The 20,925-nt window shown below is 71.2% G+C and carries 19 protein-coding genes; 10 read left to right on the forward strand and 9 right to left on the reverse strand.

Annotation, left to right across the window (positions count from 1 at the left end):
• Positions 1 to 99 precede the first annotated feature (99 nt).
• The gene (locus tag NQU54_RS08395; protein WP_257630518.1) at positions 100 to 1,131 is read left to right on the forward strand and encodes an NAD-dependent epimerase/dehydratase family protein; all 1,032 of its coding nucleotides are present in this window, start codon (positions 100 to 102) and stop codon (positions 1,129 to 1,131) included.
• A 9-nt stretch (positions 1,132 to 1,140) separates the two neighbouring features.
• Here NQU54_RS08395 and NQU54_RS08400 read toward each other — a convergent pair whose 3' ends face one another.
• Complete coding sequence (locus tag NQU54_RS08400; protein WP_257630519.1) at positions 1,141 to 2,460, reverse strand: NsdA family TPR-like regulatory protein; 1,320 nt, start codon at positions 2,458 to 2,460, stop codon at positions 1,141 to 1,143.
• A 294-nt stretch (positions 2,461 to 2,754) separates the two neighbouring features.
• Here NQU54_RS08400 and NQU54_RS08405 point away from each other — a divergent pair, with 294 nt between their 5' ends.
• From NQU54_RS08405 to NQU54_RS08425, 5 genes are all read left to right on the forward strand, one after another.
• Entirely contained in the window at positions 2,755 to 3,216 is a 462-nt protein-coding gene (locus tag NQU54_RS08405) for an ATP-binding protein (RefSeq protein WP_257630520.1), read from the forward strand.
• Positions 3,217 to 3,814: 598 nt separating this feature from the next.
• Positions 3,815 to 4,126, forward strand: coding sequence for a putative ATP-grasp-modified RiPP (gene tgmA / locus NQU54_RS08410; protein ID WP_257630521.1), 312 nt, complete (start codon positions 3,815 to 3,817; stop codon positions 4,124 to 4,126).
• Positions 4,123 to 5,082 (forward strand): ATP-grasp ribosomal peptide maturase, encoded by a 960-nt coding sequence (gene tgmB / locus NQU54_RS08415; protein WP_257630522.1) that lies wholly within the window; start codon positions 4,123 to 4,125, stop codon positions 5,080 to 5,082. The genes tgmA and tgmB overlap by 4 nt, the downstream gene beginning before the upstream one ends.
• Positions 5,079 to 6,203, forward strand: coding sequence for an ATP-grasp peptide maturase system methyltransferase (gene tgmC / locus NQU54_RS08420; RefSeq protein WP_257630523.1), 1,125 nt, complete (start codon positions 5,079 to 5,081; stop codon positions 6,201 to 6,203). Before tgmB ends, tgmC begins: the two co-directional genes overlap by 4 nt.
• Before the next feature lie 26 nt (positions 6,204 to 6,229).
• A complete protein-coding gene (locus NQU54_RS08425; protein WP_257630524.1) occupies positions 6,230 to 6,529 on the forward strand; it encodes a DUF6087 family protein in 300 nt (99 codons plus the stop codon).
• Between the two features lie 201 nt (positions 6,530 to 6,730).
• On the opposite strand, the gene NQU54_RS08430 is transcribed toward NQU54_RS08425, so the two are convergent.
• Entirely contained in the window at positions 6,731 to 7,756 is a 1,026-nt protein-coding gene (locus tag NQU54_RS08430) for a Gfo/Idh/MocA family protein (protein WP_257630525.1), read from the reverse strand.
• Positions 7,757 to 7,847: 91 nt separating this feature from the next.
• On the opposite strand from NQU54_RS08430, the gene NQU54_RS08435 reads away from it, so the two are divergent.
• The 3 genes from NQU54_RS08435 to NQU54_RS08445 all read left to right on the forward strand — a co-directional run bounded on the left by NQU54_RS08435 (position 7,848) and on the right by NQU54_RS08445 (position 11,745).
• The gene (locus NQU54_RS08435) at positions 7,848 to 9,188 is read left to right on the forward strand and encodes a multidrug effflux MFS transporter (protein WP_257630526.1); all 1,341 of its coding nucleotides are present in this window, start codon (positions 7,848 to 7,850) and stop codon (positions 9,186 to 9,188) included.
• A gap of 59 nt (positions 9,189 to 9,247) precedes the next feature.
• Positions 9,248 to 10,264, forward strand: a complete 1,017-nt coding sequence (locus tag NQU54_RS08440; protein WP_257630629.1) for a serine hydrolase domain-containing protein — start codon at positions 9,248 to 9,250, stop codon at positions 10,262 to 10,264.
• A 149-nt stretch (positions 10,265 to 10,413) separates the two neighbouring features.
• The gene (locus NQU54_RS08445) at positions 10,414 to 11,745 is read left to right on the forward strand and encodes a cytochrome P450 (protein WP_257630527.1); all 1,332 of its coding nucleotides are present in this window, start codon (positions 10,414 to 10,416) and stop codon (positions 11,743 to 11,745) included.
• Positions 11,746 to 11,770: 25 nt separating this feature from the next.
• Here NQU54_RS08445 and NQU54_RS08450 read toward each other — a convergent pair whose 3' ends face one another.
• The 3 genes from NQU54_RS08450 to NQU54_RS08460 all read right to left on the reverse strand — a co-directional run bounded on the left by NQU54_RS08450 (position 11,771) and on the right by NQU54_RS08460 (position 15,437).
• Complete coding sequence (locus NQU54_RS08450; protein WP_257630630.1) at positions 11,771 to 12,892, reverse strand: methyltransferase domain-containing protein; 1,122 nt, start codon at positions 12,890 to 12,892, stop codon at positions 11,771 to 11,773.
• 515 nt (positions 12,893 to 13,407) lie between these two features.
• Positions 13,408 to 14,424, reverse strand: coding sequence for a small ribosomal subunit Rsm22 family protein (locus tag NQU54_RS08455; protein ID WP_257630528.1), 1,017 nt, complete (start codon positions 14,422 to 14,424; stop codon positions 13,408 to 13,410).
• 110 nt (positions 14,425 to 14,534) lie between these two features.
• Positions 14,535 to 15,437, reverse strand: coding sequence for a glycerophosphodiester phosphodiesterase (locus NQU54_RS08460; protein WP_257630529.1), 903 nt, complete (start codon positions 15,435 to 15,437; stop codon positions 14,535 to 14,537).
• Positions 15,438 to 15,597: 160 nt separating this feature from the next.
• Between NQU54_RS08460 and NQU54_RS08465 the strand changes: the two genes are divergently transcribed.
• Positions 15,598 to 16,332 carry a bifunctional DNA primase/polymerase gene (locus NQU54_RS08465; protein WP_079257379.1) on the forward strand — a complete coding sequence of 245 codons (735 nt, stop codon included), beginning with the start codon at positions 15,598 to 15,600 and terminating at the stop codon, positions 16,330 to 16,332.
• A gap of 116 nt (positions 16,333 to 16,448) precedes the next feature.
• On the opposite strand, the gene NQU54_RS08470 is transcribed toward NQU54_RS08465, so the two are convergent.
• From NQU54_RS08470 to efeO, 4 genes are read right to left on the reverse strand one after another with little or no spacing between them, the layout of a single operon-like run.
• Positions 16,449 to 17,372: an SCO2278 family lipoprotein gene (locus NQU54_RS08470; protein ID WP_502362194.1), complete on the reverse strand. Its 924-nt coding sequence runs from the start codon at positions 17,370 to 17,372 to the stop codon at positions 16,449 to 16,451.
• Positions 17,305 to 18,282, reverse strand: coding sequence for an iron uptake transporter permease EfeU (gene efeU / locus NQU54_RS08475; RefSeq protein ID WP_100807429.1), 978 nt, complete (start codon positions 18,280 to 18,282; stop codon positions 17,305 to 17,307). Before efeU ends, NQU54_RS08470 begins: the two co-directional genes overlap by 68 nt.
• Positions 18,283 to 18,320: 38 nt before the next feature.
• Complete coding sequence (efeB, locus tag NQU54_RS08480) at positions 18,321 to 19,580, reverse strand: iron uptake transporter deferrochelatase/peroxidase subunit (RefSeq protein WP_257630531.1); 1,260 nt, start codon at positions 19,578 to 19,580, stop codon at positions 18,321 to 18,323.
• Between the two features lie 11 nt (positions 19,581 to 19,591).
• Positions 19,592 to 20,725 carry an iron uptake system protein EfeO gene (gene efeO / locus NQU54_RS08485; RefSeq protein ID WP_257630532.1) on the reverse strand — a complete coding sequence of 378 codons (1,134 nt, stop codon included), beginning with the start codon at positions 20,723 to 20,725 and terminating at the stop codon, positions 19,592 to 19,594.
• Positions 20,726 to 20,925: the final 200 nt, after the last annotated feature.

Consider the following 20,925-nt stretch of genomic DNA (forward strand, 5'->3'; position numbering starts at 1 on the left):
CCCGGCCCCGGTCGCGTCTCTGGTCCTGGTCACGGAGTCCGCTGCGGCGTGACCGACGGAGGGAACGGCTCGCCGCTGTGCCAGGCAGAATCAGAGCCCATGAGGATGCTCGTTCTTGGTGGTACTTGGTTCCTGGGCAAAGAGGTGGTTGCCGGCGCACTGGCACGCGGGTGGGAGGTGACGACGTTCAACCGGGGCCGTTCCGGTCCCGATGTGCCCGGAGCGGAGGCCGTCCAGGGAGACCGGACAGACGCCGCGGACCTCGCGCGCCTTGCTGCCGCCGGTCCCTGGGATGGGGTGGTGGACACGTCCAGTTCGGAACTGCCGCCCCGTGACGTCCTTCTCGCCGCGCGGGCTCTGTCCGGTCAGGTCGGGAGGTGGGTGCACATCTCCACCGTGTCCGTCTATGCCGACTGGCCCCACCGTGCGCTCACCGAGGCGTCCGCGCTGCTCGACTGCCCGCCGGACGCCGACGACGCGTTCGGCCACACCGGCCAGGACGGCTCGCCCACGAAGTACGGATTCCAGAAGGCGGGCGGCGAGCGGGCCGTATCCGAAGCGCTCGGAGACCGGGCGGTGTTCCTGCGCCCCGGCGTGATCCTCGGTCCCGGCGAATACATCGGCCGCCTGCCCTGGTGGCTGACCCGCGCCGAGCGCGGCGGCCCCCTCCTCGCGCCGTCTCCGGCCAACCGGCAGATTCAGCCGGTCGACGTCCGCGACGTCGCTGCATTCGCCCTGGACCAGGCCGCCGCCGAAGATGCCGGCGCGGCCTTCAACGTCGCCCACCCCCAGGGCCTGACATTCGCCGAGTTCATCACCGTCTGTCTGACCGTGACCGGTGGCACCGGACGCCCCGTGTGGGCGTCCCCGGAAGACCTCGACCGCCACAGCGTCAGGCAGTGGACGGAAATGCCCCTGTGGCGCACGCACGCCGGGGTGTGGGCCGTCGACTCCTCCCGGGCCGTCGCCGCCGGTCTGCGTTGCCGCCCGCTCGGCGAGACGATCGCCGACACCTGGGCGTGGCTCCGGTCCGACGGGCGGCCCGTCGCGCATCCGCGGTGGGCCGAACACGGTATCGCCCCCGAGAAAGAGGCCAAGATCATTGCCTTTCTCCCGGGGGCGACCGGCTGACGGCGCGGGTCAGCCTTCCAGCGCGAGCGGGGCGCCGCCGGTTCCTAGCTGATGCTGCGCGGACATGCGGGTGAAGTCTTCGATACGCTCGCCGAGTTCCCCGGCGAGCGCCGCGCCCCTGTACCGCTGGCCGGTCAGGGCGTGCCGTACCCGGGCCGTTCGGGTCAGCAGCCCGGTAGCGCGCTGGTCCCGCGGCACCACCCACACGCGTTCGAGGGCATCGGCCGCGCCGTCCAGGTCCCCGCGCAGCAGCCGGGCGGCTGCCAGATCCGCAGCCGCCCCGCCGACCACCCGGGCCGAACGCAGTGCCGCCGGCCGCGCAGCGGCCAGCTTCAGCGCCCGAACGGCCGCGGCCTCCGCCTGGCCCCCGTCGCCGAGCAGGAGACAGGTCGAGCTGTTCGACATGGCCAGCCGCTCGACGGTGAACCCGAACTCCCCGGCCACGTCGTCGTGGAGATCGTCCGTCACTCCCTGGCCGTCGGCCTGCGAGGCGTCCAACGCCCGCTGTGCCGAGACCGGGTCACCGAGGTAGCCGAACGCGCGGGCCTCGATCGCCGCGAGCCTGCGCCGTGCCACATCCCCCAAACCGGTGAACACCTGCGCGTGCCGTGCCAGCCGTGTTGCCTCCGCCGGCTGTTCCTGGAAGTAGGCGATATAGGCGAGCGTCCCACCGGCGAACGCGCGCAGCGGATCGAACCGGGCGGTCTCCCCGTACAGGGCAGCCGACCGGCACAGGCGCCTAGCGCCGTCCAGGGAGCCGAGATCGAATGCGGCCGTGGCCAGCAGCGCGCACGCCTGCCCGGCCACGATCAACAGCTCTTGCGACTGCGCCGGGATCTGCGTCCGGCCGCGGGCGTTCTCGGCGTCCTCGCGCAGCCGCCGGGCCTCCTTGAACACGTCGAACGGGGCCTTCGTGCTGTACGTGCGCGCCAATGTGGCCACATCGTCTCGCAGTTGATCAAGGGCGGTATCCGAGATGGAAGCAGCGGCGGCGTCGGCGGCCTCGCTCTGGGCGTCACGTGCAGTCATGGCAATTTCGTCTTCCAGGTTGAAGGCGGGTACGGGTGCCACAGAGGGAGGCGCATCGAACAGCGCTGCTGCGTCGACTCCGAACATGTGCTCGAGCACTGCGCACGCCTCCGGACCTGGAAGGGTCTGCACCTTCCCGCCCGTCCAGCGGCGGAACTGCGCCTCGGACACGGTCAGATTCCGCGACGCCTCATCAAGTGTCTGAGCAGCCGCGCGGCGGAATGCACGCTCGAAGTCCCGGTAACGCCACCGACGTTGATCCACTAAGACCTTCAGCAGCGTCCGAGCCGTGTTACTCATGTCGCCCCCTGGTCTTCGGCGCGCTCGCGCCGGCGCTTCCCTCACTGGAAGGGGAGCGCCAACCCCCTCGCGGCGCAACACCCTCAGCGCACATGACACGTTGACGCTACCCGCGCGCTGCCCGGGCCACCTGAAAGAGCGCAAGATGACACCTAGTGCGACCTGGCGATGACTCCCAGTGTTGGCGGACTCTGAGGCACCACCGCGTCGACCTGACGCGGGCCCCGCATGGTCCCGTCCGATCCCGCGCCCCTAGGGATCGGACGGGACCGAACCGACCCCGAGCGCGAGGCAATGATGACCATTACCGCTCCCCCCAGACCGTCAGCGCTGCAACCGCTGACGGGAACGGTGCCGGGGTACGCGCAGACTCTCCCGCTCTACCCGTCGTCGGTGTCGGTGGCGCGGCAGAGCGTCCGCACGACGCTGGCATGTTGGGGCCTGGAAGACATGACAGATGACGTCGTTCTCGTCGTATCGGAGCTGGTCACGAACGCGGTGCGGCACGCCCGCCCGGCGTGCGCACCTCCGGATGACCCGGGCCGCTGCCGCCTGACGCTGGAACGTCCCGACCCGGGAACGGTGTGGGTATCGGTCGCGGACTCGTCCGGTCGCCACATCATGCCCCGAAAGGCGTCCGACGGCGCTGAGGACGGCCGCGGGCTCGCGGTGGTGACTGCCCTGTCGGCCCGCTGGCTGGTGCAGCCGTCACACATCGGAAAAACCGTCTGGACCGAGCTGAAGGCGGACATGTGAGGGGGGCCCACGCACGCACCGAACCGCCGAGCCGTCCCGGCTTAGCCGTCGGCGTCCTGGCGCTCCTCGGGCTGGCCCCACCGGCGGCGATCCTCGCCCCGCAGATCGCAGACGCACGTGCTGCACCCGCGTCGGCCTCGCGCCCCGACTTCTTGACAGCGGAACCTGCGGCCCTCGCGGTCCCCGACCGCGCGGAGGGTCACACGTGCCACTTCGGAGTGCGGCCGTGACCGGTAGACGCAGACGGCGGCACCGCCGCGGCGGGGCTCCGCGGTGGGCCTGGTGGCAGACCTGGGCCCTCGCAGGAGTTTCGGCCGCGCTGCTCCTGGTGCTGCTGCACCCCTTGTAGACCCCGGCGAGGGCCGGGCCGGACGTCACAACCCCGGCCCTCGCCGGTCCAACTCCGTCCCGGGCCGCGGGCCTCTCCCACGCCCGCCCGCCGGTCCGGGACGGCCCCAAGCTCCCGCGCGGTAATTGGCCACGCAAGACCGGCCGCGCGGGGAACCGGGCGGGCGCCTCACCCCGAGCGGGGCCCGCCCCCAAGACTCCCTGCCGGGTCCACGGCAGGGTTCTGAAAGGCAGCGAAGGAGGAACCACTTTGTTTGTGCACTCCGACCGGCTTCCGAACGGAAGCCCGCTTCCCTCGGGCCACTTCACGCGGGCCCCCTGGGGGCTTCAGCGCATGGCCCCCTACCCGGAGTTCACCCCCGGATACGCGCGCACCGAGCTGGACCCGGCCACGCAGACCGCGCGGTACTTCGACGGGTCCGGGCAGCCGGTCATGATGCCCGGCCACGGCACCAGCACCGGCACCAACCCGCCCACCAACACCGGCAATCCCTCCGACGGGTCCAGCGGGGGCGGCTCCGGTGGTGGCGACCAGGACACCGGGAACGACGGCGACCAGTGACCCGCACAGGTCCGGTTCTGGTCGTCACCAACCTGGACGACCCCACGACCGACCTGGTGATTGGCGAGCTGCACGGCCGGGGTGTCCCGGTCGTGCGGTTCGACTCCGGGGACTTCCCCGCCACCTTGTCGTTCGCGGCCAACATCACCAGCGAGGGGCTGACGGGTACCCTCACCACACCGACGCGCACCGCGGATCTCGCCGCCGTGCGCTCGTTGTACTACCGGCGCCCCTCCGGCTTCACCTTCCCGCACCTGGACGAGCAGACAGCCCGGTTCGCCGTCACACAGGCCCGTTACGGGCTCGGCGGCGTCCTCGCCTCCCTCCCCGGCTGCCTGTACGTCAACCACCCGCACCGCATCGGTGACGCCGAGTTCAAGCCCTCCGGTCTCGCCGCCGCCGTCACCGCCGGATTCACCGTCCCCCCAACGCTGCTCACCTCCACCCCGGACGCGGCCCGCGCTTTCATCAAGGCGGCCGGCGGACCGGTCATCTACAAGCCGTTGTCGGCTCCGCTCTATCGCAACGACGACGGTGTCTCATGCACGGTGAAGGTCGACGAGGTCACCGCCGACGAGATCGACGATTCCGTGTCCGGCACCGCCCACCTCTTCCAGGAGCGAGTCGACAAGGTGGCCGACGTCCGCGTGACTGTCATCGGCGATCACGTGTTCACCGTCCGCATCGGCTCGGACCTGTTGGACTGGCGCACCGACTACGACCGGCTCACCTACACCCTCGTAGAGCCGCCGCTGGGCCTGACGGCGTCCCTGTACCGGTACCTGTCCCTGTTCGGTCTCGTCTTCGGCGCTTTTGATTTCGCCGTGGACGCCGAGGGGCAATGGTGGTTCCTGGAGTGCAACCCGTCCGGTCAGTGGGCGTGGCTGGAGCCGGAAACCGGGCTCCCCATGGTCGCGGCCATGGCTGATCTGCTGGAGAGGAAGACGACGACGTGACCGACGACAAGATGCTACGGCTGCACCTGGCCGAACGCCTTGCCGCCAGTGGACATCTCCGCACTGCGCCGTGGAGGGTAGCGGTGGAAACCGTCACCCGGCATGAGTACCTGCGCGGCGGGTTCTTCGATCGGGTCGACGGCCCTGGCCCCACCGCGTGGCGCCCGGTCATGCCGGATGATCCCCGCTGGCTGGCACGCTGCTACGAGGATGATTCCCTTGTGACACAGATCGCCGGGACGATCGTCCCGCGGGACATCCACGGCACGATCATGCGAGCCCCGACCTCTTCGCGCACGATGCCGTCTCTGGTGGTGCGGATGCTCGAAGACCTCTGCGTTGAAGACGGCCACCGGGTGCAGGAGATCGGAAGCGGCTATTCGACCGGCCTCCTGAGCGCGCGCCTCGGCGATCACCTCGTGACCTCCAAAGAGGTAGACCGGGACGTGTCCGTGTCCACGTCCGTGGCTCTCGGTACCGGCGGCTACTTCCCCGAACTCGTCGTCGGTGACGGCCTTGCCGGTCACCCCGACAGCGCCCCGTACGACCGGACCATTGCCACCTGCGGCGTGCTCGATCTGCCGTACGCGTGGGTGGAGCAGACCAAACCCGGCGGCTTCATCCTGGCCACCCTGTGCGGCTGGCTGTACTCCTCCGAACTCGCCCGACTGACCGTCGGCGACGACGGAACCGCCCGCGGCCCGTTCCTCGGGGGGCAGATCTCCTTCATGCTCGCGCGCCCGCACCTGCCGCCCGAACTCGGCACACTCCCCGACCTGGACGCCGCAGATGAGCAGCCCACCGAGATCGGGGCGGCCGTTCTGGACGACTGGAACACGCGCTTCGTCGCCCAGCTCGCCGCACCCCGGGCGCAGCGGTTCAGTCTGGAACGCAACGGCCGCACCGAACACGTCCTACTCGATGTAGCCGCCGGCGCATGGGCCGCACTCGCTCAGGACGACCGCGGGGCCTGGACCGTGCGCCAAGGAGGACCCGCACGCCTGTGGGATGACATCGCCGCGTACGTCACCAGATGGCGTGGCGACGGTGCCCCCGCGCTGGACCGGTTCGAGGTCACCGTCACCCCTGCGGGACAGTCCGTGTCCTGGTCTAAGGTCTGACGAGCACGAGGACCAGGAGGACGGCGATGGGCGATGACGAACCCTTGGACGAGTGGGCGGCCCGCAGGGGAAAGCGCCTGCGGCCGGTCGGTGAGCGGAAATCCGTCCACCTCGGCGGCGATCCGCACCGCGCAGCCCACGTCGAACCGGATGTGCCACGCCTGATCGTCGAATGGGACGGCTACGCCTGGCAGCCGGTGACCACGGTGGACAATTACGCTGCTGCCTGCCGCATCCTCAACCCGGCACCGGAATCGTCCCCCAGCGCCGCACCGCCCGCGCGGCCCCCCATGGCACCCGGGACCGGAAAGCACCGCAAACCGTGATCCCGTGAGGGCCCCGCCATGACCGGGGGCCCTCGCTGTGCGGGGCGCTGTCGGTGCCGCGTGCTTTGATATCGACATCCGCGCCCACCCCATACGGCAACATCGGCCTGCAAGACCACAACTGGGTCTTGAAGGCGGACGTCACGCACAGGCCCGAATTAACCCAACAGCGTCACACCCCATGCGCCGGGCCCACCGGGCTCATACACCCTGGCCGCCCCGGCCGCCCCGGTCCTCCGGATACCGCACCCCCAGCCGCTCCCGCGCCGCGTCCAGGGTGCGCATCACCGCCAGCGTGCCGTCCAGCGGCACCAGCGGGGACTCCGTCTCGCCCGCGCGCAGACAGCGCATCACCTCCGCCGCCTCCCGCTGGTAGGCGCGCAGCCCGTCCACCGCCGTGATCTCCTCCGGATCCCGGCCCGGCCGGTGCAGGACGAACCGCTCGGGGTGGAAGAAGCCGCGCGGGAACTCGATCCGCCCCGCCGTCCCCGTCACCGCCGCCGTCATCGGCGTATCCGCGGTGATCGAGCAGGACAGCAGCGCCACCGCGCCGCTGTCCCAGCCCAGCGCCAGGCCCGTGTTCACATCCACGCCCTCGGGGGAGAGCTGTCCCACCGCCCGCACCTCGTCCGGCTCGCCCAGCAGCAGCTGTGCGAGGGACACCGGATAGACGCCGAGGTCCAGCAGGGCGCCGCCGCCCAGCGCCGGATCGCGCAGCCGGTGGTCCGGGTCGAACGGGCCGGGCAGCCCGAAGTCCGCGTGCACCGCCCGCACCTCGCCGATCGCGCCGTCGTGGACCAGCTCGGTCATCCGGCGGACCACCGGATCGCAGTACGTCCACATCGCCTCCATCAGGAAGCGGCCCCGGGCCCTGGCCAGGTCCACCAGCTCCTCGGCCTGACGGACATCGAGGGTGAACGGCTTCTCGCACAGCACCGCCCGCCCCGCCTCCAGACACAGCCCGGCCGCCGCCCGATGGGCCGAGTGCGGGGTGGCGACATAGATCACATCGATGTCGTCATCGGCGGCCAGCTCTTTCCAGCCGCCATAGGCACGGGGTATCCCGAACCGCTCCGCGAACCGCTCCGCCGACTCCGGCCGACGCGAGCCGACCGCGATGACCTGCGCGTCCGCCATCTCCAGCAGATCCGCGGTGAACGACGCGGCGATCCCACCGGTCGCCAGAACGCCCCACCGCACGCTTCCCACCCCGCCTGACCCGGCCATTTCGACCCCGTTCCCCCCTGTGCACAGAGGTTCGACCCCATTCGAATTGCTGAGAGCATAGGAAGGCATCAACGACTCATGGAAGGTACGCATGCAGCAGCCCGGCCAACCGGCCGCCGCTCCCACCCGGGCCGACCGTCCCGGAACCCCCTCCCTCGATCCCTCCGCCGCCTCCCTCACCTCCGCTGCCGCCCCTCCCGGGCTCACCGCGCAGCGCCGTACGAGCCTTCTCGTCACCCTGATCCTCGGCGGGCTCACCGCACTCCCCGCGCTGTCCATGGACATGTACCTCCCGGCCCTGCCGGAGGTCACCGACGCGCTGCACAGCTCCGCCGCCACTGCCCAGCTCACCCTCACCGCCTGTCTGATGGGCATGGCGCTCGGCCAGCTCGTGGTCGGCCCGATGAGCGACCGGTGGGGGCGCCGCAGCCCGCTGCTCATCGGCATGGTGATCTACGTCATCGCCACCGCCGTCTGCGCCTTCGCCCCCACCGCCGAACTGCTCATCGGCTTCCGGCTGCTCCAGGGGCTGGCCGGCGCGGCCGGGATCGTGATCGCCCGCGCCGTGGTCCGGGACCTCTACGACGGCATCGCGATGGCCCGTTTCTTCTCCACCCTGATGCTGATCTCGGGGGTGGCGCCCATCGCGGCCCCGGTCATCGGCGGCCAGATCCTCCGCTTCACCGACTGGCGCGGGGTGTTCGTGGTGCTCACCGTGATCGGCGCCCTGCTCACCCTCGTGGTCTGGCGCCGGCTGGGCGAGACGCTGCCGTCCGAGCGGCGCCATGACGGAGGGCTCGGCCAGACCCTGCGCACCATGCGCGGGCTGCTCGCCGACCGAGTCTTCATCGGCTATGTGCTCGCGGGCAGCTTCGCCTTCGCCGCGCTCTTCGCCTATGTGGCCGGGTCGTCCTTCGTCGTCCAGGAGATCTACGGCGCCTCACCGCAGACCTTCAGCCTGCTCTTCGGGCTGAACTCGATCGGCCTGGTCCTCACCGGCCAGTTCAACGGCCGGGTGCTGGTCGGCCGGGTCAGCATGGACAAGGTGCTGGCCGTGGGGCTGGCCGTGGTCACCGTCGCGGCGGCCGCGCTGCTCGTGCTGGCCTCCGGGGTCTTCGGGAAGGCCGGTCTGGTGCCGGTGGCGGGCAGCCTGTTCGTGCTGATGTCCGCGATGGGCCTGGCCATGCCGAACACCAACGCGCTGGCCCTGAACCGCACCCCGCACGCCGCCGGTTCCGCCTCCGCGCTGCTGGGCACCTCCACCTTCCTGCTGGGCGCGGTCGCCTCCCCGCTGGTGGGGATCGCGGGGGAGACCACGGCGGTGCCGATGGCCGTCGTCCAGCTGTGCTGCGCGCTCGCCGCCATGGCCTGCTTCATGGGACTCTGCCGTCCGTGGCAGCGACGTACCAAGCAGAGCGTGACCGTGGCCTGACCCGGCTGCTGGAGACCGTCAGGGCGCTTCCCGAGGGGGAGCGCCCTTGGTGTTCGGGGGTGGCCCTGGCCGCCGGGACCGCGTCCGGCCCGCTGGCCGAGGAGGGCTTCGGCTGGGCGGTGCGTTACGCGGCGTACGACGAGAGTGCCGACCGGGGCGTGGAACTGCCGCGTGACCGCTGGGTGCCGGTGCGCCGGGGCCGGCGGCAGGACACGGTCTTCGACCTCGCCTCGCTCACCAAGCTGTGCACCACGATCGTGGCGCTGCGGGCCGTCGAACGCGGGCTGATCACGCTGGACGGGCACGTCGCCGCGTACGCCCCCGAGTGCACGGCCGCCGCCGAGCACGGCATCACCGTGCGGCATCTGCTCACCCACACCTCGGGGCTGATTCCCGAACTGCCGCTGTACGAGGAGGCCGGGCGGGAGCGGCGGCTGGCCCGGCTCGCGGCCGAGCCGCCCGTCACCCCGCCCGGCACCGCCCGCCGCTACTCCGACCTCAACTTCCTGCTGCTCCAGCGCGTTGTGGAGCGGACCGCGGGGCGCCCGCTGGACCGGCTGGTGCGGGAAGCGGTCACCGGCCCGCTGGGCATGTCCGACACCCGCTTCAACCCGCCCGCCTCCTGGCTGCCCCGGATCGCGGCCACCGAGGACCAGCGGCGGCCCTGGGGCAAGGTGGACCGGCGGATGCTGCGGGGCGTGGTGCACGACGAGAACGCCTGGGCGCTGGGCGGGGTCGCGGGCCACGCCGGGCTCTTCTCGACGGCCGGGGACCTGGCGGTGCTGTGCCGGGCGCTGCTGGCCGGGGGCGGGCCCGTGCTGTCGGCGGAGTCCACCGAGCTGATGCTGACCGCGCCGGGGCTGGGCTTCGAGGTCGACCAGCCGTGGTTCATGGGGGAGCTGGCGGGGCGGGGCGCCGCCGGGCACACCGGGTTCACCGGTACGAGCCTGGTGGTGGACCGGGCCCGCGGGGTCTATCTGGTGCTGCTCGCCACCACGGTGCATCCCCGCCGCCGCCCCGGCGACAGCACACCCCGCGCGGCGGCGGCCACGGCCCTGGCACGGGCATTGGGCTGACGGCGCCGGCCTGGGCGCCTGGCTGAGCTTTCCTCATCATCCGGTGGCGTCAGGGCAGTTGGCCTGATCCGTTCGCTTGGTTAGCCTTTGGCACTGCCGTGTCCCCCCCCGGACGGCAGCGCTGCTCCACCGCCATGAGGAAGACCGCTGTGACGAACCTCCAGGACCCGCAGGACTCTCCGGCCCCTCAGGCCCCGCCGGGCGCGGAAGACGCGCCGGGCGGCCCGGACCCGGCGGCGCCGCCCTCCGGCTGCCCCGCCCACACCGCCCCCTCCTTCGCCGCCCCCGCGCTGCTGTACGGGGAGCGGTACCTGCGGAATCCGGCCGAGAGCTATGAGCGGATGCGGCGCGACCACGGACAGGTCGCCCCGGTCCTGCTGGAGTCCGACGTCCCCGCCTGGCTCGTCCTCGGCTATCGCGAGATACGCCAGGTTGTCATGGACGTCCAGACCTACGGCCGCGACTCGCGCCGCTGGAACCGCTGGGACGAGGTGCCGTCCGACTGGCCCCTCATGCCCTGGGTGGCCCACAGCCCCATGATTCACTTCACGGAGGGGGACGAGCACCGGCGGCGCTCGGCGGCCGTCAGCGACGCCCTCGCCTCCGTCGACCCCTTCGAACTGCGCCGGCACTGCGAGCGCTTCGCCGACTCGCTGATCGACAAGTTCGTCGGCAGCGGCAAGGCCGACCTGGTCTTCGACTACGTCTACTCGGTGCCCGCCCTCGCCATGGGGCAGATGTTCGGCCTGCCCGAGGACCAGCTGGAGTACATGGCGGAGGCGGTGACCGTCTCGCTGCTCTCCAATAACGAGGCCATGGCGGCGCAGCAGCGGGCCGCCGAGGTGGTGTGGCGGCTGGTGGCGGCGAAGCGCGGGGAGCCGGGCCCGGACGTCACCTCCCGGTTCATCCAGAACTCCCCGGACCTCACCGACGAGCAACTCGTCGGGGACCTGATGGTGATGATCGCCGCGGGCATGCCCGCCACGTCCTACTGGATCGGCAACACCGTCCGGCTGATGCTCACCGACGACCGGTTCACCATGACTCTCGCGGGCAACCGCCGCAGCATCGGCGCGGCCATGCACGAGGTGCTGTGGGCGGACTCCCCGCTCCAGAACGTCATCGGGCGCTTCGCCACCCGGGACACCACGCTCGGGGGCCAGCGCATCCGCGCCGGCGACCTCCTCGTCCTCGGCCTCGCCGCCGCCAACGCGGACCCGCTGCTGTGGCCCGACACCGGGGCGGGGTACGCCGGGAACAACGCGTATGTGTCCTTCACCGGTGGCGACTACGGATGCCCGGCGGGCGCGCCCGACCTCGGCAAAATCATCTCGGAGACGGCGGTCGAGGTGCTGCTGGACCGGGTGCCGGATCTGGAGCTGGCTGTCGAGCCCGATGAGCTCCAGTGGATGGACTCCCTCTGGTACCGCTGCCTGGTCTCCCTCCCGGTCACCTTCACCCCGGCGCCGGCCGCGGGTTAGGCGATGTCGTTGTTGGTTTCAGAGTTCAGAGGGACCAGGAGTTCACCGGGTCGTCAAGCCAAGCGTGTGTCTCTTCGGCCGTGACCGTGAGACCGAACCGGGAGTGATCCGGTTCGCCATGGCTGAGCCACCAGTGGTAGGCGCTCTCCACCTCGCCCCACAGTCGGCGAGGGCCGGACTGGTAGACCTTGGCTTCCTCGCGGTCATCGCGGAAGACGACGACCGCCCAGGACCTGTCCATGCTGCCCCCAGTTCCGTAGAACCACACGGCCCGCCGACCATCCCGCCTGCGGTCGGGGTTGTGCGCAACGTCAGGGACACGAAGGCCCAAGGCGAAACCGACCGCGTCGAAACTCCCGGTGCCGCAGAGCTGCGCCTCAGTGAGCGTCGTGGTTGACGTGTCCGCAGCGTCCAGTGCCCCCGGCGGGACGTACTCGTCGTGCCGGGGCCACACGAACCGTTGAGCGCGCAGACGCATGAACGCCACGGGCCGCGTGAACGGCCCTGACGCGCTCTGTCCGTTCCGAGCGACCACGAGTCGGGCGGCCGCCTCGCCAGGACCGTAGTACGTCCCCCAGGGAACAAGGAGCACCCCGCCTGGCTTCGACTGCTCCACCCACGCGAACGGGATCTTCCGCAACCCGCACGTGGCGATGACACGATCGTACGGAGCCCGTGCGCCGTACCCGAGGAGCCCATCCCCGTGCACCACCTGCACCGATAGCCCGAAGCGGTCCAGGGACTTCCGGGCCTCCGAGGCAACGGCGCTGTCCACTTCCACGGTGACGATGTTCTCGGCGCCCAGACGATACGCCAGCAAAGCCGCGTTCCACCCCGTCCCCGTACCGATCTCCAACACCCGCTGTCCCGGCTTCACATCCAGGTCGGCCAGCATGGAGAACACCAGGCTCGGCATGGACGACGAGGAGCTGAAGGACTTGCCCGGCTCGGGGCCCTCGTGCGCGCCGTCGTCCCATTGCGTGACGATGGGGTCGTCAGAGTCGGCGTATCGCTGCCACGCTTCCGGATCCTGCTCTGCACTGACCGTGGAGTATCGGCCGGTGGCCATGTCATGCGGCCATATCAGGGCAGGCAGGAAGCGGGAGCGAGGCACGGCCTCATAAGCCGGGGCCCACTCGGCCGACATGGCGCCCGCGTTGAGGAGGAGGCGGCCCAGTTCCTCACGAGTGGGCCGCCCCGTCTGCTCAGCCGAGCTTGTCACTTCTTGTGCGTCCCATCGCCGGGAGACGTCGAACCGTCCGGGTGAGGCTCGTCAGTGGGTGTCCACGGCTGCCCGGGGTGCCCATCGTCTCCGTCGTCGCCCTTTCCATGCCCGCCGCCTTGTGCGAATAAAATACCCAATTGCATGCTCATCGTTTTCCCCTCCCGAGAGTCCGGATCTCCACCGCGGTGTCAGTACCGCCCCATGGACACACGGCTTCGGCCGCTTCATGTCCATGTTGCCGTACGTCCGGTCAACGCCCGCTTGAGTGCGGTGACGCTGACGCCCGCCGTCGCCGCTGCCCGCTGGAAGGTACCGGGACGCCGTGGACGTGGTGGGGCTCAAGAAGCTTGGTCGTCACATACGCGCCCACGCGGCGGAGCCGCCCATGCATACAGCCCCGCGCCTCCGGCGAGGTCAGGGCACTCCCAGCGGAGGGCCTAGCGGGGCGGCTCCTCCTCCGGCGGCCAGACATCGCCCCAGGAGACATCGCGGGCGGCCCGGTACAGCGGCCCCTGACGCTTGGTCACCGTGGTCCGGCCCAGCCCCTCCTCGGGGCCGCACAGATCCAGCAGCACCTGGCCCTTGCGGATCTGCGGGCGGCGCACCACCCGCCCCGCGGCGGGCGCCGCGTCGAACCGTACGGCCGCGACATAGCTGAACTTCTCGTCCTCGTACGGCAGCGAACCGCCCTTGACCCGCCGGTGGAGGGAGGAGCGGCGGACCCGGGCGGCGAAGTGGCACCAGTCGGCGCCGGGCTCGATCGGGCAGAGCGCGCCGTGCGGGCAGGGGGCGACGATCCGCAGCCCGGCCGCCAGCAGCCGGTCCCGGGCCTCGCGGATGCGCAGATAGCCGTCCGGGGTGCCCGGTTCGACCAGCACCACGGCGCGGGCCGCGCGCGCCGCCTCGGCCACGACGGCGTGCCGGTCGGCCTCGGTCAGCTCGCCCAGTACGTAGGAGACCGTGACCAGGTCGGTGCCGTCCGGCAGCGCGAGGCCGTCACCGATGGCCCGGCGCTGCCAGCGGGCGGTGCGCAGCGCCTCGGAGGGCGCCTGCCGGGCCAGCTCGCGGCCGAGGGTCAGCGCGGGTTCGGCCCAGTCCAGCACCGTCGTGGTGTGCGCGCCCCGCGGCCAGGTGGCGGCCACCGCCCAGCCGGCCGCGCCCGTACCGCCGCCGATGTCGATATGCGAGGCCGGGGCCCAGCCGGGCGTCCGGGCGTGGAAGGCGGCGAGTGCGGCGCGCACGGCCTCGAAGGTCGCGGGCATCCGGTACGCGGCGTAGGCGGCGACGTCGGAGCGGTCGCGCAGCACGGGCGCGTCGGTCGGGGTGCGCCCCCGGTAGTGGCCGATCAGCCGGTCGACCGCCTGGGCCGCCTGGCGGGGCGGCAGACCGTCGAGAAGGCCGGCGAGGGCGGTGGGCGGCGTCTCGTCGGTGCGGATGGCGTCGGGGGCGTGCATTCGGCGGATTCTACCGGCCGGGACGTGCGGCGACTCCGCCTCACCGCCGGGGTCGGCGTCCTCACCGCCGGGGCCGGCGTACCTCACCGTCGGGGCCGGCGCCTGCTGCCTCACCCTCCGCCGAGCGCCCGCGGCTGCCCTACGGGCGTGAAGACCAGCCGGGCGGGCGCGTCGGTGATGATGCCGTCGCACCCCAGCCGCACCATCCGGTCCCGCTGTGCCGGGGTGTCCACGGTGTGCGCCCACACCCGCGGTATCCCGGAGGCGGCGGCCCGCCGTACGTCCTTGTCGCGCGCCCGGTAGTCCACGTCCAGCAGATCGACGACGCCGCGCCAGTCGCGCGGGGTGTCGGTGCGCATCTGCCGGGCGGACCGCCACAGCTGGGTCAGCAGCCCCTTCCGGTGGGCCTCCCGGGCCACCTCGGGGCGGTTGCTGTTGACGTAGACGGAGCGGATCAGGCCCCGGTCGCGGATCATCCTCGCCAGCCGCGGCAGGCTCTCCGGGTCCTTGGCCTCCACCATCAAGGTGATCCGGCCGCCGAACCGGTCCAGCACCTCGGCGACGGTCGGCGGCCGCTCGGGCCGCCAGGTGCCGCGCAGGGACGGGTCGGGGCGCAGCCGGACGTTCCGCCACTGGGCGGCGGTCAGGGCCCGCACCGGCCCGGTCCGGTCGGTGGTGCGGTCCAGCGTCGCGTCGTGCATCACCACGAGCGTGCCGTCCCGCAGCATCCGGCTGTCGAAGTCCAGGACCTGGACATCATGCCTGCTGAAGGCGGTGGCCAGCCCGGACATGCTGTTCTCGGGCACTTCCAGGGCGCCGCCGCGGTGCGCCGTGTAGACGACGGCGGGCTTCCGGGCCGACGGTGTCATGAGCGCGGGCCGCGGGCGCGCCGGTTCCGCGGCCGGGGGTATGAGGCGTCGTACGGACGGACGAGCGGTGGGGTGGGCCGCGACGGCGGCCGGTATGGAGAGGCCGAGAACCGCGATCGCGGTCAGAAAACGCCTGCTGATCATAAAGGGAACGCTAGGGGCGTGAATTCCGTTATGCCCTGATATCGACACCCGGTCGGGGTGGTCTCACCCACCCCGGATGCGGACACCGGCTACTTCGGGAGCAGGATGGTGGCAGCATTGATCGGGTACCGGCGGTACCGGCGGTGAAGCGAGGCGGTAGATGGAACGCAAGGGCAGGTTCTCCCAGTGGCTGCGTCGGCCGAGGAGCGGAGCGGGCGGCGAGAAGGGCACGGGAGCGGGCGCCGGGGGCGTCCGCGAGGACCTGCTCATGGCCGCCGCGGCGGCCGGATTCCCGCTGGCACCTGCCGCCCACCCGTCCGGCTACGGCTGTTCCTGTGACCGCATCGGCTGTCCCACCCCGGCCCGCCACCCCGTCTCCTTCGCCTGGCAGACCCAGGCGACCACCGACCCCGACAAGGTCGAGCAGTGGCTGCGCGCCGATCCGCAGGCCAACTTCATCACCGCCACCGGCATCGTCCACGATGTGCTCGACGTGCCCGCGGACGCCGGGCGGCTGGCCCTGGAGCGGCTGGGCGCGGCCGAGGTCGAGGTCGGGCCCGTGGCCACCAGCAGCGGCGATCTCCAGCAGGGCCGGATGCTGTTCTTCTCGGCCACGCGGGGCACGCCCGACGACGAGGACGAGTGGTGGCCCTGTGAGCTGGACTGCCATCCGGAGACCATGGACGAGCATCCGGGGCTGCGGTGGCACTGCCGGGGGAGCTATGTGCTGGTGCCGCCCGCGAGGTTGCCCGGGGACGGGCATGTGGGGTGGGTGCTCGGGCCGGAGCGACCGCTGCCGGATCCGCTGACGCTGCTGGAGGCGCTCACCGACGCGTGTGCCCGCTTCGCGGGCTCGGACCAGGATCAGGCTGCTGCTTGGCCCATGGGGCGGTAGGGCAGGGGTGTGGGCAATCGTTCCGCGGAGGGGGCACCTCCCAGCGGTAGCTGGGGGAGGAACGGGTGGGCACACCCCACCCACCGGCCCGCACCCGACAACGAAACCCTCCGGGGCTATTCGCCCTTCGCGGCGGTTACGCCTTCCAGGCGGTTGAGGAAGACCACCTTCGGGTCGGCCGCGTCCTTCGCGGGGACCCGCACCGCCGACTCGGCCACCCTCGTCAGCGTCACCGCCTTCTTCGCCTCGCCCGTCATCAGCGCCTTGATCTGCGGGTCCGGGTTGGGCCGGAACCCCTTCGCCATGGTCTGCTTCTGCCGGTGGTGCGAGCTGAAGAACACGATCGCCCCGCCGTCGGAGGTGCGCAGCCCCACCGGGGCGTCCTGCGCGCCCTGCGCCGGGGTGTCGATGTACTCCGTCCAGAACTTCGGGGTGCGCAGGAACTTCTTCCGGGTCTCCCGCATCCCCGAGGTCGACTGGCCGTCGGCGAAGACCGAGCCCTCGCCCGTCATCAGGTAGTCGGTGTACTCCGCGCTCAGCTTGTCCGGCCGGGTGGCCAGCTTCGGGGTCGGCCCCTCGGCCGGGACCGGCTCGGCCCAGCCGTCCTTGTCGGTCGCGAAGTCCGGCACCTCGTCCTGGCTGAGGATCGACAGATACGCCGCCTTCCAGGGCTCGTCGGCGCCGCCGCGGGTGAAGACGAACAGCCAGCGGTTGTCGTCGCGGTTGCTGTCGGTGTCCGCGACGAAGAACTTCGGCCAGCCCACCTGCCTGGGGATGCGGTAGGTGACGTCGGACAGCTTCAGCGCCGGGTACTTGGGGTTGCCGCCGGGGGAGGTCGCGTGCTGGGCCTTGAGGTCGGCCGTGGTGATGGCCTCCAGCGGGCCCGTCTCGACCTGGCTCGCCAGCGCCGGATCCAGCTCCCGGTACGCCTTGTTGTAGGTATCGGTGAACCGCTCGAGCGCCTCGGGCGCCTCAGCCTTGTCCACCGACGGAATGTTCTCCCGCTCGCCGTGCACCGTCATGCACCCCGTGAGCGTCATCCCCAGCGTCAGTACCACCGCTGCGGTCGGAACTGCCACCTGCCGACGGGGCGTCCTGCGTGTCATGGGGCTCCGGCTCCCGATTCCTGGGGGCTGCTGTGGACGGCGACACCCTACCGGGGCGCAGGAACAGCGCGAGCGTGGGGACCAGGTAGAGCGCCCACATCCACACCTGAAGCCGGGTCGGGTCCGGCTGGAAGTTGAAGACGCCCTTGAGCACCGTGCCGTACCAGGAGTCCGGCGCGATGGTGGAGCTGATGTCGAAGGCCACCGAGTGCAGTCCGGGCAGCCAGTCGGCCTCCTGGAGGTCGTGGAAGCCGTACGCGAGCACCCCGGCCGCCACCACGACCAGCATCGCACCGGTCCAGGTGAAGAACTTCGCCAGGTTGATCCTGAGCGCGCCCCGGTAGAACAGCCAGCCCAGCACCACCGCGGTGACCAGGCCCAGGATCACGCCGATCAGCGGGTCCGCCGTACCGTCGTTGCTCGCCCGCACCGCCGTCCACACGAACAGCGCGGTCTCCAGGCCCTCCCGGCCGACCGCGAGAAAGGCCGTGGCCACCAGCGCCCCGGTGCCCATCGCGAGCGCCGCGTCCAGCTTGCTGTGCAGTTCGGACCTCAGATGGCGGGCGGTGCGCCGCATCCAGAACACCATCCAGGTCACCAGGCCCACCGACAGGATCGACAGCGAGCCGCCCAGCGCCTCCTGCGCCTCGAAGGTCAGCTCCTGCGAGCCGAACTCCAGCGCCGCGCCGAAGGACATGCTCAGGGCGACCGCGACGGCGATCCCGAGCCATACCGGGCGCAGCGCGTCCCGGCGCTCGGTCTTGACCAGATAGGCGACCAGAATGCAGACCACCAGGCTGGCTTCGAGCCCTTCGCGCAGTCCGATCAGGTAATTGCCGAACACGAGGTTCGCCTTCCTTTCAGGGATCCAGCAGGAGTCCGTCAGGAGAACAGCGCCCTGCCCCACCAGTCGTCCGCGTCCCGGACGCCCGGCGGGATCGCGAAGAGCGCCGAACCCACGTGCTGGATGTACTCGTTGAGCGCGTCGGAGCGCGCCAGCCGCCGCTGTACGGGTACGAATCCGTCGCGTACGTCGTGCTGGTAGGCGAGGAAGAACAGCCCCGCGTCCAGCCGCCCCAGACCGTCCGTGCCATCGGTGAAGGAGTAGCCGCGGCGCAGGATCCGGACCCCGCCGTTGGAGTCCGGATGCGCCAGCCGGACGTGCGCGTCCGGCAGCATCGCCTTCAAGTTGGGCTCGTCGTGCTCGCGCTGCTTGCCCTGCGGCGCGCCCTCGCCCTTGTCCCGGCCGAAGACGTCCTCCTGCTCCCTCAGCGAGGTGCGGTCCCAGGTCTCGATGTGCATCCGGATGCGGCGCGCCACCAGGTACGAGCCACCCGCCAGCCACGCCGGGCCCGCCTTCTCGCTCACCCACACATGCTGGTCCAGGTCGGCGGTGTCGGTGCCCGCGATGTTCCGGGTGCCGTCCTTGAAGCCCATCATGTTGCGCGGGGTCTGCGCGTCCGGCGTGGTCGAGGAGGTCTTGCCGAAGCCCAGCTGCGACCAGCGGATGGCCACCTTGCCCATGCCGATGCGGGCCAGGTTGCGGATGGCGTGCACGGCCACCTGCGGGTCGTCCGCGCACGCCTGCACGCACAGATCCCCGTCGCTGCGCGCCGGTTCGAGGTTGTCGCCCGGGAAGGCGGGCAGGTCGATCAGCGCCTCGGGGCGGCGGCTGGCGATGCCGAAGCGGTCCTTGCCCTTCTTGTCGGTGAAGAGCGTGGGCCCGAAGCCGATGGTGAGGGTGAGCCGGGACGCCTTGAGGCCGAGCGCCTCGCCGGTGTCGTCCGGCGGGGCCTCCGCCAGATCGCTCACCGCGCCGCCGCCGACCGCGTGCCCCTGGGTCATCCGGGCCGCGGCCTTGGTCCACTCCTTCAGCAGCGCGATCAGCTCGGCGCGGTCGTCGGTCGTGACGTCGAACGCCGCGAAGTGCAGCCGGTCCTGCACCGCGGTGGCGATGCCCGCCTGGTGAGCCCCGTGGAAGGGCACCGCGGCGCCGCTGTCGGCGACCGTCTGAGTGTCGTCCGCACCGCCGCCCAGCGCGGCCGCCGCGCCTCCCGCGGCCGCGGCGCCGAGCGCGAGCCCGGCGCCTCCCCAGCCGATCAGCGCCCGGCGCGAGGGGGTGGTGCCGGTCTCGTCGCTCATGCCCGGCCCCCTCACTTGGTGACGACGGCGGCGGCGAGCCGGGAGAGCGGTTCGGCGAGCGCGTTGACCGCGTCGGACAGCTCCTTGCGCTTGCCCTCCGAGACGGTGTCGTACGACACGAAGCCATCGCCCTCGCGGTACTTGTCCAGGAGCTTCTCGACGGCCGCGAACTGCTTGTCGAGCGATGTGGCCAGCCCCGGGTCGTTCTTGGCCGCCACCGGCTTGAGCAGCTTGTAGGAGGTCTCGGCGCCCTCGACGTTGGCCTTGAAGTCCACCAGGTCGGTGTGGCTGTAGCGCTCCTCCTCGCCGGTGACCTTGCCGGTCTGCACCTCGTCCAGCAGCTCCTTGGCGCCGTTGGCCATGCCGGTGGGGGTGATGTCGGCGGTGCCGACGCGCTTCTGCCAGTCCTTCAGGTCCTTGATCAGCTGGTCGGCGAGGTCATGGTCGGCCGCGGTGATCTTCTTGGTCTGCCACAGCGACTTCTCCAGCCGGTGCCAGCCGGTCCACTTCTGGCCCTTCTCCAGGCCGTCCTCGCGCACATCCACCTTGGGGTCGATATCGCCGAAGGACTCGGCGACCGGCTCGGTGCGCTCCCAGCCGATACGGGAGGGGGCGTAGAGCTTCTTGGCGCCCTCCAGGTCGTCCTTCTTGATCGCGTCGGCGAACTTCTGGACCGCGGGCAGCGTGTCGTCGGCCTGTTCCTGGGCGTATGTCCGGTACGCGGCCACCGCCTTGTCCAGTCGCGGATCGCGCTGGGGCAGCTTGCCCTTGCCGGTGGCGGACACCTTCTGGCGGATGCCGTGGCCCTTCATCCCGGGCTTGCAGGCGATCTCGTACGAACCGGCCTTGACCTCGGCGTTGATCGAGGCGCGGGTGCCGGGGCCGATGTTCTCCCGCTCGGTGACGATCCGGTCGCCCGGGGCGTAGACATAGACCTCGGTGACCTTGGAACCCTTGTTCTCCACCGCGAATTTCACATGCCCGGCGGGGAAGGAGTTCTTGGAGACCTCGCACGCGCTGTCGGAGGCGGTGACCTGAATGGCGTCGGAGTCCTTGGCGTCGGACTTCTGGGCGCAGCCGGCGACGGCGGTGATCGTCGTCAGCGCCGATATCGCGGCGACAACAGGGGTGCGAGCGGCTCGCATACAGGCTCCAGACGAAATCGGGACAGGACGGACGGGGCGGACAGGGCGGACAGGGCGGGAGCAAGGCTGCTTGATAAGGCGGGCCTAACTTAACTGAGCCTTGCCTGTGTGGATCGTGTGTAAGGTCAAGGAGTGCTCTGCGAATGGCAAAGACTTGGCCAAGGTGGCTGATTTGATGCGGTTCGCAGTCCAGGAAGAGT

Origin of the sequence: Streptomyces malaysiensis subsp. samsunensis (genome assembly GCF_024519315.1) — a bacterium.
Classification (GTDB): domain Bacteria; phylum Actinomycetota; class Actinomycetes; order Streptomycetales; family Streptomycetaceae; genus Streptomyces; species Streptomyces malaysiensis.

Bases quoted from the DNA above. Each gene is read 5' to 3' on its own strand.
- NQU54_RS08395 (WP_257630518.1), top strand. From the start codon at position 100: ATGAGGATGCTCGTTCTTGGTGGTACTTGGTTCCTGGGCAAAGAGGTG.
- NQU54_RS08400 (WP_257630519.1), bottom strand. From the start codon at position 2,460: ATGAGTAACACGGCTCGGACGCTGCTGAAGGTCTTAGTGGATCAACGT.
- NQU54_RS08405 (WP_257630520.1), top strand. From the start codon at position 2,755: ATGATGACCATTACCGCTCCCCCCAGACCGTCAGCGCTGCAACCGCTG.
- NQU54_RS08425 (WP_257630524.1), top strand. From the start codon at position 6,230: ATGGGCGATGACGAACCCTTGGACGAGTGGGCGGCCCGCAGGGGAAAG.
- NQU54_RS08430 (WP_257630525.1), bottom strand. From the start codon at position 7,756: ATGGCCGGGTCAGGCGGGGTGGGAAGCGTGCGGTGGGGCGTTCTGGCG.
- NQU54_RS08435 (WP_257630526.1), top strand. From the start codon at position 7,848: ATGCAGCAGCCCGGCCAACCGGCCGCCGCTCCCACCCGGGCCGACCGT.
- NQU54_RS08450 (WP_257630630.1), bottom strand. From the start codon at position 12,892: ATGTCGGCCGAGTGGGCCCCGGCTTATGAGGCCGTGCCTCGCTCCCGC.
- NQU54_RS08455 (WP_257630528.1), bottom strand. From the start codon at position 14,424: ATGCACGCCCCCGACGCCATCCGCACCGACGAGACGCCGCCCACCGCC.
- NQU54_RS08460 (WP_257630529.1), bottom strand. From the start codon at position 15,437: ATGATCAGCAGGCGTTTTCTGACCGCGATCGCGGTTCTCGGCCTCTCC.
- NQU54_RS08465 (WP_079257379.1), top strand. From the start codon at position 15,598: ATGGAACGCAAGGGCAGGTTCTCCCAGTGGCTGCGTCGGCCGAGGAGC.
- NQU54_RS08470 (WP_502362194.1), bottom strand. From the start codon at position 17,372: ATGACGCTCACGGGGTGCATGACGGTGCACGGCGAGCGGGAGAACATT.
- efeB (WP_257630531.1), bottom strand. From the start codon at position 19,580: ATGAGCGACGAGACCGGCACCACCCCCTCGCGCCGGGCGCTGATCGGC.
- efeO (WP_257630532.1), bottom strand. From the start codon at position 20,725: ATGCGAGCCGCTCGCACCCCTGTTGTCGCCGCGATATCGGCGCTGACG.